7 protein-coding genes are annotated in these 11683 nt (G+C 62.6%); 6 read left to right on the top strand and 1 reads right to left on the bottom strand.

The window, feature by feature from the left end:
- Position 1 precedes the first annotated feature (1 nt).
- Entirely contained in the window at positions 2 to 1393 is a 1392-nt protein-coding gene (locus PseAD21_RS11365) for an efflux transporter outer membrane subunit (protein WP_102355748.1), read from the top strand.
- A 167-nt stretch (positions 1394 to 1560) separates the two neighbouring features.
- On the opposite strand, the gene PseAD21_RS11360 is transcribed toward PseAD21_RS11365, so the two are convergent.
- Positions 1561 to 3180, bottom strand: coding sequence for a PvdJ/PvdD/PvdP-like protein (locus PseAD21_RS11360; RefSeq protein WP_102355747.1), 1620 nt, complete (start codon positions 3178 to 3180; stop codon positions 1561 to 1563).
- Positions 3181 to 3497: 317 nt separating this feature from the next.
- Between PseAD21_RS11360 and pvdM the strand changes: the two genes are divergently transcribed.
- The 5 genes from pvdM to PseAD21_RS11335 all read left to right on the top strand — a co-directional run bounded on the left by pvdM (position 3498) and on the right by PseAD21_RS11335 (position 11468).
- Entirely contained in the window at positions 3498 to 4868 is a 1371-nt protein-coding gene (pvdM, locus tag PseAD21_RS11355) for a pyoverdine-tailoring dipeptidase-like protein PvdM (protein ID WP_102355746.1), read from the top strand.
- The gene (locus PseAD21_RS11350) at positions 4865 to 6145 is read left to right on the top strand and encodes an aminotransferase class V-fold PLP-dependent enzyme (RefSeq protein WP_102355745.1); all 1281 of its coding nucleotides are present in this window, start codon (positions 4865 to 4867) and stop codon (positions 6143 to 6145) included. Before pvdM ends, PseAD21_RS11350 begins: the two co-directional genes overlap by 4 nt.
- 38 nt (positions 6146 to 6183) lie before the next feature.
- Complete coding sequence (locus PseAD21_RS11345; protein ID WP_102355744.1) at positions 6184 to 7092, top strand: formylglycine-generating enzyme family protein; 909 nt, start codon at positions 6184 to 6186, stop codon at positions 7090 to 7092.
- Between the two features lie 147 nt (positions 7093 to 7239).
- Positions 7240 to 8889: a cyclic peptide export ABC transporter gene (locus PseAD21_RS11340; RefSeq protein ID WP_102355743.1), complete on the top strand. Its 1650-nt coding sequence runs from the start codon at positions 7240 to 7242 to the stop codon at positions 8887 to 8889.
- A 116-nt stretch (positions 8890 to 9005) separates the two neighbouring features.
- Complete coding sequence (locus tag PseAD21_RS11335; RefSeq protein ID WP_102355742.1) at positions 9006 to 11468, top strand: TonB-dependent siderophore receptor; 2463 nt, start codon at positions 9006 to 9008, stop codon at positions 11466 to 11468.
- Positions 11469 to 11683: the final 215 nt, after the last annotated feature.

The raw sequence follows: 11683 nt of genomic DNA, 5'->3' as shown, positions 1-11683 counted from the left end.
TATGAAACCGCGTCTCAGCCTGTTGACCGTGTGCCTGTTCCTCAGCGCCTGCGGCAGTCCCGTACAGCGTCCAGACAGCGGCGTACAAGCGCCGGCCGCCTGGCAATCACCCCATGCCGCCAGCGTCGCACGCATTGATCCACAGTGGTGGACACAGTTCGGCAGCCCCGAACTCGACCGCCTGATCGAGCAGGCACGCCTGGGCAGTTTCGACCTCGCCGCTGCCGTCGCCCGCGTGCGTCAGGCCCAGGCCGCAACGGTGATTGCCGGTGGTTCGCTGCTGCCCGAGGTCAAGGCCGGCCTCAATGCCAACCGACAGAAACTGCTGCGCGGCAGCGGCTACAGCCAACTGGACACCAACAGCAGCAACAAGGCCGTGGACTATTTCGACAGCAACCTCAGTGCCACTTACGAGGTCGACTTCTGGGGCGGCAATCGCGCCGCTCGCGACAGCGCGCAATTCAGCCTGCAAGCCAGTGAATTCGATCGGGCGACCGTCGAACTGACGCTGTTCAGCGGGGTCGCCAACAGCTATGCGCAAACCTTGTCCCTGCGTGAACAAAGGCGCATCGCCGAATTGAATCTGGCCAACGCGCAGAGCGTATTGAAACTGGTGCAGACCCGCTTCGAGGCAGGCTCGGCCACCGCCCTGGAACTGGCCCAGCAGAAAAGCCTGGTCGCCGCCCAGCAATGGCAATTGCCACGGGTGCAGCAACAGGCCGAGGACGCGTTGATCGGCCTCGCCGCCCTGCTCGGCCGACCGGTGCAGCAGGTGTCGCCGCAGGCTTCCTTCGCGCAACTGCAGTGGCCAGCGATCGATGCCGGCGTGCCCAGTGAGTTGCTCAGCCGCCGTCCGGACATCGCCCGCGCCGAGGCGCAACTGGCCGCCGCCGAAGCGGACGTCAAGGTCGCCCGTGCCGCCATGCTGCCGAAGCTGACCCTGACCGCCCAGCTCGGCTCGGGTGCCAACCAGTTCGATGACCTGCTGCGCAACCCGTTCTACAACCTCACGGCCGGTCTGGTTGCACCGATTTTCAACAATGGCCGCCTGAGCGCCGAACGCGACAAGGCCAAGGCTCGTCAGGAGGAACTGCTGGAGACCTATCGCGGCGCGATCATCAATGGTTTCGCCGACGTGGAAAAAGCCCTGAACAGCATTCGCGGGCTGGATCGCCAGCGTCAGTGGCAGAGCGAAGAACTGAATCAGGCGCAGACCGCATTCGACATCGCCCAAAGCCGTTACCAGGCCGGTGCAGAAGACTTGCTGAGCGTCCTCGAAACCCAGCGCACACTGTATGCGGCGCAGGACCAGAGCGTGCAACTGCGCCTGGCGCGGATGCAAGCCAGCATCGCCTTGTACAAGGCACTTGGCGGTGGGTGGCAGACTTTGTAATGGCTGCGCCCGACGGATCGCTTTCGCAAGCAGGCTCGCCCCCACATTTGATCGCGTTCCCTCAGAAGGAATGCGCTCCTACAGGAGGTTGTGGTCAGCTCAGACATTGTGGTCTGACATCAAACCTGTGGGAGCGGGCTTGCTCGCGAAGAACGATAACGCGGTGCTTAAGCCGGACTGGACTTGGCTTTCAGATTGCGCGCATACCATGGCCGCTGCGGCACGCGACGGAACAGACCGGCGAGCTTTTCCTCGTCGGTGATAAAGGTGATGCGCAGCGCCAGCTTCATGGTTTCCGGATCCATCTCCACCGTCTTGCCCATCTGCAGCCCCGGCGTGGTGCTGCAGCCATGGGTGATCGGCCCAAGCCACGGGTCATCGACTTCTACCCAGCGCCCCGGGGCAAACCATGGCACGCCACTGACCTGCAGCCGCGTGACTTCACCCGGATGGAACCGCTCGTGAGCGCGGAACCAGTCCTCGATGCGATCATCGATCCAGCCATGGAAATGCCAGAACGTCGGGTTGACGTGGGAAGAAAACGGATCGCCAAGGAAGTCGTTTTCGGCGTTGTACCAGCGGGCAGCGAAGTCCGCCGGATCGCGGGCAAACGGCACCGGCTGACCGCTGGAGGGATCACGCGGCACTGAGGCCCAGCGCATGTGCAGCCAGTCATGCAGGCCCAACTCGACTTCGGAGCCGAACTGGCCGAGGGTGAGCCGGGCCAGGTACGCCGGATCGCGGTACTGCGACTCCCAGACCTGGAAGTTGCTTTCGTAGGTCTCGGCAGTCTTGATGTCGCTGACCCACTGACTGAATTCGTCATCGCCCGTAGCTGTCCAGGTCGGCGGCAAGGCCGTGCCATCGTGATTGTCGAAATAGCGGGCAAAGCCGACGCGGTCGCGGATCAGCTCCGGCTGCGGCAGCGGGAAAAACGCCCAGGACGGCAGATCCTGCATCGAGCGCGCCGTCCCGAGCATGTGCCGGTGCATGAAGAAAAAGTCCACGCCCGAGCCATTGCGATCCTTGCGTGGGCCACGCGCATCGCGCTCCTTGTCGCGCGGGCCGGGCTGCCAGCCAATGCCACGCAAGGCCTCGCGCTTGTCTTCGGGCAATTTGTGCCACTTGTCCCGGGTCGCATGCCACAACTGGTGAAACAGTCGATGCTCGGGGGAGATCAGCCACGCCAGCAACGTCGGGTTGAGCGGCGTGCGCTCGCGGGCTTCGGGAAACAGCCGCTTGACGGCGACGAAGTGGTTGTCCTGCGCCGGCAAAGCCAGTGACCGATCCAGGCGTAACGCCTTGCCGCTGAGCGTGCCACTGCCGGCATTGCCGAAATCGGCCCAGACCTCATCAAGGATCATCTCCAGCTCATAGCTGATCTGGCCATCGGCGCCGATCAGGCGCCAGCTCAGTTTCGCCGCATCGGCTGCCGCGAGGTCACCCAGAATTCGGTACCGCGGTGTTTCGCCGGAACGCAGGCGCTCGGGCGTGTCGAGAAAACCGCACACGCCGCGCCCCTTCTGGCCGATGTCGAGAAACACTTGCAGGCCCTTGAGCGGCAGACCTTCGAGGCCTGCATCACGACCTTCGAAACGGATATCCCACACCCCGCGCAACGCATTGGCCAAGCGCTGCCCGGCCCTGTCGGCGACGTCGAAAGACGCTTCGCCCGGGGTGATCGTCGGATCCGGCTTCGTCCATTCACGATGCCCAAAATACGCCGCAGGCACGGCAGCGCCGGTCAGCGCCAGGCCCGCCATGAACCATCGTCGAGAAATCTTCATTGCCCTACCTGTGTCAGCCATGAAGCAGGCTTTATCCAAGCTAGAACGTTTGTTGCCCCGGCAAATTTAACTCACCCGACGATGATGACCTGTGGCGAGGGGATTCATCCCCGATGAGTTGCAAAGCGACTCCAATCCGACGCTGGCGGCTACGCCAGAAGGGACAGCGCTCGCAGGCATTGCGAGCGCTCGCTCGATCGGGGATAAACCCCCTCGCCACAGTGCCAGGCTTAAATTTTGCGGCCAATCACTCGTTCTTCCCAGATAGCGAAGGCCCCCGCGCCTGCACCTCGATGGCGAACCTGACTGAGATGGCAATGACAAAACCACGTTCGAAAAAGGCTCTATTCATCGGCCTGCCGTTGGCCCTGGCGATCAGCGCCGGCGCAGGCTTTGCCGTTTGGCACCACTGGTTCAAGGGCGACCTCGGCTACCCGGTCAAAGTCATGAAGCAGGCCGATGAGCTGCACGAACGCATGCTCTCCTTCGACAGCCATGTCAGCCTGACGCAAAATTTCGGCACCGACGGTCACGAAGCCGACAAGGACGGCGACGGTCAGTTCGACCTGGCCAAGGCCAACCGTGGGCGTCTGTCAGGCGCTGCGCTGACCATCTTCGGCTGGCCGGAAATGTGGAACGGCCCGAACGCCCCGCACAAGCCGACGCCCGGCTTCGTCGACGAGGCGCGCAACCAGCAGGAAATCCGTTTCAAGATCATCTCCGGCATGGTCCGCGACTACCCCAATCAGGTCGCCATCGCCTACACCCCGGACGATTTCCGGCGCTTGCACGGTGAAGGCAAATTCGCGATTTTCATCAGCATGCTCAACGCCTATCCGCTGGGCCATGATCTGAACCTGCTGGACCTGTGGACGGCGCGCGGCATGCGCATGTTCGGTTTCAGCTACATCGGCAACAACGACTGGGCGGATTCGTCGCGGCCGCTGCCATTTCTCAATGACTCGCCGGACGCCCTCGACGGCCTCTCGGATCTGGGCAAACAAGCGGTCAAGCGCCTCAACGACCTGGGCGTGATCATCGACGTCTCGCAAATGTCGACCAAGGCCCTCGAGCAAGTCGCACAGCTGAGTCGCACCCCGCTGGTGGCCTCGCATTCGGCGCCGCGTGCGATGGTCGACATCCCGCGCAACCTCAGCGACAAGGAAATGCAGCTGATCAAAAACAGCGGCGGCGTGGTGCAGATCGTCGCGTTCTCGCAGTACCTGCGTCCGCTCACCCAGCAAACCCAGGACAAGCTCAACGAGATGCGCAAGGACTTCGACCTGCCGCCCCTGCCGAACCTGGCAATGGCGCTGATGCCGGGCGACCCGATCATCGCGGCGTGGTCCGAGCAGAAGTTCGGCCAGTACGCCAGTCGCCTGTACGGGATTCTCGAAGGCGAGCCGAAAGCCAGCCTCAAGGACCTGGGCGATGCCATCGATTACGCCGTGCGCAAGATCGGCATCGACCATGTCGGCATCAGCTCCGACTTCAACGAAGGTGGCGGCGTCAAAGGCTTCGAGAACGTCGGCGAAATCCGTAACGTCACCGCCGAATTGATCTCGCGCGGCTACTCGGACGCCGACATCGCCAAACTCTGGGGCGGCAACTTCCTGCGGGTCTGGGATCAGGTCGAGAAAGCCGCGAAACCGGCCTTGGCCGCCGCGCCGGGCACCGCCAAGCCATGAGCAATCGTCGTGAGTTCTTGAAGCAGGCCGGGATTCTTGCCGCGGCACTGCCACTGGGCGCGAGTCTGCCGAATGTCGCCGGTGCAGCGAGCCCCGCGCCCGTGACCGGCAACAAGTGGGCGCAGCTGCAGCAGCTGTTCGATCAGGATCCGGCGTATCTGCACTTCTCCAATTTCCTGATCACCTCGCACCCCAGGCCGGTGCGCGAAGCGATTGCACGGCACCGCGCCGCCCTCGACAAAAATCCCGGCCTGGCCATGGATTGGGACCTCGGTGTGATCGAACAGCGCGAGGAGAACGTCCGCGTCTGGGCCGGTCGTTACCTGCAAGCCGATGCCAGACAGATCGCCCTGACCGGCAGCACCACCGAAGGTCTGGCGATGATCTACGGCGGAGTGCACGTGCGCCCCGATCAGGAAATTCTCACCACCGTGCACGAGCACTACGCCACCCACACCATCCTCGCCCTGCGTACCGAACGCGACGGCACGCGGGTGCGCAAGATTCCTCTGTTCAAGGAACCGTACAGCGCCAGCAAAGCCGAAATCCTCGCCGCCATCGACAGCGCCATTCGCCCGCAAACCCGCGTTCTGGGCATGTGCTGGGTGCATTCGGGCAGCGGCGTGAAACTGCCCATCGGTGAGATCGGCGCCATCGTCGACAAGCACAACCGCGGTCGCAGCGACGCCGACCGCATCGTTTACGTGGTCGACGGGGTTCATGGCTTCGGCGTGGACAACCTGAGCTTCGCGCAGATGAACTGTGACTTTTTCATCGCCGGCACCCACAAGTGGATGTTCGGCCCTCGCGGCACCGGCATCGTCTGCAGCCGCTTCGCCGAGGTCAGGTACGTCACCCCGATCATTCCGACGTTCTCCGAAGCCACGGCGTTTTCCACCACCATGACGCCCGGCGGCTACCACTCGTTCGAGCACCGCTGGGCGCTGGACGAAGCGTTCAAATTGCATCTTGACTTGGGCAAGGCCGAGGTCGAGGCACGCATCCACGCGCTCAACAGCTACCTGAAACAACACCTGCAGCAGCGTCCGCAGATCGAACTGGTCACGCCACTGAGCCCCGAGCTGTCCGCCGGTTTCACCTTCTTCCGGGTCAAGGGCAAGGACAGCGACAAGATCGCTGCGCACCTGATGGCCAACCGCGTGGTGGCCGATGCGGTGCACCGCGACGTCGGCCCGGTAATCCGCACCGCACCGGGGCTGCTCAACGACGAACAGCAAATCGATCGCTTGCTGGCGGTACTCGACCAGGCCCTTTGAACCCGGGCGATCCCTTTTTCCTTTTAGCGAGACTCGCAATGAACAGTGAACTGCGTCGATTTTCCTTGAAGGCGCTGCCGGCGCTGATGCTCACCACCCTCGCCGCCGGCCTGCTGCCTGGCGCTGCCCATGCTGCCACCCCGCCTGCGCCGGGCAGGGTGTTCAAGGACTGCAAGGACTGCCCGGAAATGGTCGTGCTGCCCACCGGCACGTTCACCATGGGCACCCCGGACGATGAGGTCGGCCGCGAGCCGGATGAGGGACCGAGGCACCCGGTGACGTTTGCCAAACCGCTGGCGATCAGCCGTTTCCAGATACTGCGCGGCGAGTGGGACGCCTACCTCAAGGACAGCGGCTACAAAATGCCCGACGGCGACACTCGCCCCGGTCGCGCATGTAAGGCGGGCATCCCGGACTATCAGGGCAGCGACCCGCGCAAACAGTACACCGACAAGCATCCAGCGGTGTGCATGGACTTCCCGGAAGTCGAGGCCTATGTGGCCTGGCTGTCGAAAAAGACCGGCCAGCCCTATCGACTGGTCAGCGAGTCCTTGCGTGAATACGCCGCACGCGCCGGCAGCACGGGACCCTTCCCCTTCCCGTTCGACGAAGGCAAGGAATACAGCATCGCCAAACACGCCAACACCTACGGCGCCGCCGATGGCTACAACTTCACCGCCCCGGCCGGCAGTTTTCCGGCCAACGCCTTCGGCGTCTACGACATGCACGGCAATATTTATGAGTGGACCGCCGATTGCTACAACGAGAACTACGTAGGCGCGCCAAGCGATGGCAGTGCCTGGCTGAGCGGCAAGTGCGAAGTGCGGCGCATCCGTGGCAACGACTGGGGCGAGGCACCGGTGTTCTCGCGCTCGGGCAACCGCAACGCCACCTACACCGACACCCGTGGCGACTGGATCGGCTTGCGGGTCGCCCGCGATCTGTGACGCTATCGCCCGGCTAAATTAGCCGTCCTGCCAGTCGTTTTACAGATGGGCGCGATCCTCCATGGCGCGCCCACCGCCCTCTACGTCATCCAGGCGAACCCCACGAGCAGTGCCGGTTTTCGCCGCTCCTTCAAGCAGGGAACCTCCATGAGCAAACCAACACGCGGGGTGATCAATGAATTGTTCGCGCTGCTCAAACCCTTTCGACTGATCGTCAGCGTTTCGATCCTGCTCGGCATGGTCGGCGGCCTGAGCGTCACCGCGCTGCTGGCGACCATCAACAATGTGCTGCACACCGAGGGCGCACTGACCAGCACCATGGTCGCGGTGTTCGCCGGCCTGTGCCTGCTGGCGCTGACCAGCTCGATTTTTTCCGACATCGGCACCAATTTCGTCGGCCAGCACATCATCGCCAGGCTGCGCAAAGAGCTGGGCGAAAAAGTCCTCTCGGCGCCGATCGAACAGATCGAGCGCTATCGCAGCCATCGCCTGATTCCAGTGCTGACCCACGACGTCGACACCATCAGCGACTTCGCTTTCGCCTTTGCGCCGCTGGCAATTTCCCTGACGGTCACCCTCGGTTGCATGGGCTACCTGGCGATGCTGTCGTGGCCGATGTTCCTGATGATGGCGGTGGCGATCCTGATCGGCACGGTCATTCAGTACATCGCGCGCGGGCGCGGCATGCAGGGCTTTCTCAAGGCCCGGGATTACGAAGACGAGTTGCAGAAGCACTACCACGCAGTCGCCGAGGGTGCCAAGGAACTGCGCATCCACCGCCCGCGCCGGCATCGCATGTTCGTCTCGGGCATCGAAGGCACGGCCGACAAGATCTGCGATACGCAGGTACGTTCGGTGAACATTTTCGTGATCGCCAAGACCTTGGGGTCGATGCTGTTCTTCGTGGTGATCGGCCTGGCGCTGGGCCTGCAATCGCTGTGGCCGAGCGCTGACAAAGCGGTGATGAGCGGCTTCGTGCTGGTGCTGCTGTACATGAAAGGACCGCTGGAACACATCATCGGCACCTTGCCGATCGTCAGCCGCGCGCAGATCGCGTTCCGCCGTATCGCCGACCTGTCCGAGCAGTTTTCCTCGCCCGAGCCGCACCTGCTGCTCAGCGACCAGGGCCACCAAAAGACCCCGGTGCACAGCCTGGAACTGACCGATGTCTCGTACAGTTTCCCGACCGTGGCCGGTGCCCGGCCGTTCCGGCTGGGGCCGGTGAACCTGAAAATCGAACAGGGCGACATCATTTTCATCGTCGGCGAAAACGGCTGTGGCAAGACCACGCTGATCAAGTTGCTGCTGGGCCTGTACGCGCCACAGCAAGGCGAGATCCGCCTCAACCAGCAGATCGTCGACGCCAGCAACCGCGACGATTACCGCCAATTGTTCACCACGATCTTCGCCGACTACTACCTGTTCGACGATGTGGTCCAGGGCGATACCCATATCCCGGAAGACGCCAACAAATACCTGGAGCGCCTGGAAATTGCGCACAAGGTCAGCGTGCGTGACGGCTCGTTCACCACCACCGACCTGTCCACCGGCCAGCGCAAGCGTCTGGCCCTGATCAATGCCTGGCTCGAAGAGCGTCCGGTGCTGGTGTTCGACGAGTGGGCTGCCGACCAGGACCCGACCTTCCGCCGCATTTTCTACACCGAGTTGCTGCCGGACCTGAAACGTCTGGGCAAGACCATCATCGTCATTTCCCACGACGATCGTTACTTCGATGTCGCCGACCAACTGGTGCGCATGAGCGCCGGCAAAGTGGTCACTGAGCTGCAACCCGCCTGACTGTGAAAAATCTTTAAAAAAAATGCGTTGAGCTTTCCGGTTTTCGGAAGGCTCAACGTCTTACTAACAGTTAATAGAAATAGTTCTCAGTCAACACTTTGAAGAGTAGAAGAACAATGCCCGCACCGCACGGACTCCACCCGCTCGCCAAGGCCCTGCTGATCCGCCGCTCCTTCCGTTGCACCTTGCCAGCGTTCTGCGCCATGGCCCTGACCGTGCCGATGATCGGCCAGGCCCAGGCCGCCGCCGTGGCGATCAATATTCCTGCACAGTCGCTGGGGAGCGCGTTGCAGGAATTCGGTCGCCAGACCAACCTTCAGGTACTTTACAGCCCGGATGAAGTGAGTGGCCTGCGCAGCAGCGCCGTCAACGGTAACCTGGAACCGACCGCCGCCATCGCGCAACTGCTGCAAGGTACGAACATCGCCTACAGCGTCGAAGGCAATAACGTCGCCTTGCGTTCGCGCAGCAGCGGCGGTGCCAGCCTCGATCTGGCACCGACCAACATTTCCGCCACCGCGGAATCGGCCTGGGGCCCGGTAGACGGGATCGTCGCCAAGCGCAGCGCCACTGGTTCGAAGACCGACTCGTCGCTCAAGGAAATTCCGCAGACCATCAACGTCGTCACCCAGGACGAAATCAAGATGCGCGGCTCGAAGACAGTCACCGAGGCCCTGCAATACACGCCAGGCATGACCGGCGGCGGTTTCTCGGACCGGGTGAAGATCTTCGACGAACCGACTTCCCGTGGCTTCTCCCCTACTCCGCTGTACCTCGACGGCCTGCACATGCCTTACGGCGGCGGCAGCACCGGCGGCTCGCTGCAGATCGACCCGTACACCCTGGAGCGCGTCGAAGTGCTCAAGGGCCCGGCCTCGGTGCTGTACGGCCAGAACCAGCCGGGCGGTATCGTCAACATGGTCAGCAAGCGTCCGACCGCCACCCCGCTGCACGAAGTGAAGCTCGGTGGCGGCAGCTATGACCGCAAGTACGGTGCCTTCGACCTCGGCGGCCCGATCGACGACCAGGGCGAATTCCTCTATCGCCTGACCGGTGTGGTCAACGACAGCGGCTCGGCCATCGACTACGCCAGCCAGAACCGCATGCTGCTGGCGCCAAGCCTGACCTGGCTGCCCAACGACCAGACCACCATCACCGTGTTCGGTCAGTACCAGAAAGACCACGACGTACCGGAAGCCCAGGGCCTGCCCGCCAACGGCACCGTGCATCGCAGCCAGGCCGGGCGCATCAGCCGCAGCCTGTTCCTCGGCGAGCCGGACGTGAACAAGTACCACCGCGAGCAGTTCGTCGTCGGTTACGAGATCGCCCACGAACTCAACGACGTCTGGACCCTGAAACAGAACGCCCGATACGCCGACGTCAACGACCAGTACGTGGCGCCGCTGCACGGTTATTCGTTCCCGACCAACCCGGTCACCGGCCTCAACGACGGCAGCTACCAGAGCCGTTATGCAGTGGATTGGTCGCAGCACAACAAGGTCTACGGCATCGATAACATCGCCCAGGCCAAGTTCAACACCGCAGACGTCGAACACACCGTGCTGCTGGGCGTGGACTACTACCACTTCAACTCGAAATTCCTCGGCCTGTATGACCGCACCGCTCCAGGTCTGGACCTGTACAACCCGGTGTATGGCAGCCAGATCAATTTCCGCCAGCCGTACAAATGGGACAACACCATCACCCAGACCGGCCTGTACGCTCAGGATCAGTTGCGCTGGAACCAGTGGTTCCTGACCCTCGGCGGTCGGTATGACTTCGCCGAAACCGACAACAAGCAACCGCTGAGCGGCGGCCACAGCAACCAGAAAGACGAGAAGTTCACCGGTCGTGCCGGCCTGGGCTACGAGTTCGAAAACGGCATCACGCCGTACGTCAGCTACGCCGAATCGTTCCTGCCGCAAACCGGTACCGACATGAGCGGCAGCGCCTTCGAACCGACCTCCGGCAAGCAGTACGAAGTCGGCGTCAAGTACGAGCCGAAGTCCATCGACGGTTTCATCCAGCTGTCGGCGTACCAGATCGACCAGGACAACATGCTGACCTCCGACCTCGCCAACCCGGGCTTCAGCACCCAGAGCGGCTCCGTGCGTTCGCGCGGTATCGAGCTGGAAGGCAAGGTCAACGTCACCCGCAACCTGCGCGTGCTGGCGGCAGTGTCGCGTAACCAGACCAAGTGGGAGAAAGACAACGACGGTCGCGAAGGTCGCACCCTGGCCATGCGTCCGCCACTGACCACCTCCGCGTGGGTCAACTACGACTTCGACATCTCCACCGCCCTCGCCGGTTTCGGCATGGGGCTGGGCGCCCGCTACGTGCGCAGCAGCTACGGTTCGGACTACGAGTCGGACTCGTTCCAGATCCCGTCCTACACGGTGTATGACGCCATGGTCTCCTACGACCTGGAAAAATCGCCGCTGCACGTCAAAGGCGTGAAACTGCAAGCCAACCTGCAAAACCTCACCGACGAGAAATACGTTGCCGCGTGCAACGGCACCCTCGACTGCTACTACGGCGAAGGCCGCACCATGACTGCTGACGTGACCTATAACTGGTAACCCCCGCTCAGCGCTCGACAAACGCCGGCATTTGCCGGCATTTGCCGGCGTTTTTTTGGGGGGCTTGGCGGCCTTTGGGCCGACCAGGCTCTTGGGGTTTTGGGTTTTGGGTTTTGGGTGAATATCCGTTGCTTCGGGTGCTGCTGCTGGCGGTTTCGCTCTTACAGCCATCCCTTTCAAGGTCTTTTCGTTTTGGCTCCCTTGATTACCCTGTC

The organism is Pseudomonas sp. AD21 (genome assembly GCF_002878485.1).
GTDB lineage: Bacteria > Pseudomonadota > Gammaproteobacteria > Pseudomonadales > Pseudomonadaceae > Aquipseudomonas.
The sequence above is the reverse complement of the archived record's forward strand: the minus strand, read 5'-3'. Positions and strand labels throughout refer to the sequence as shown.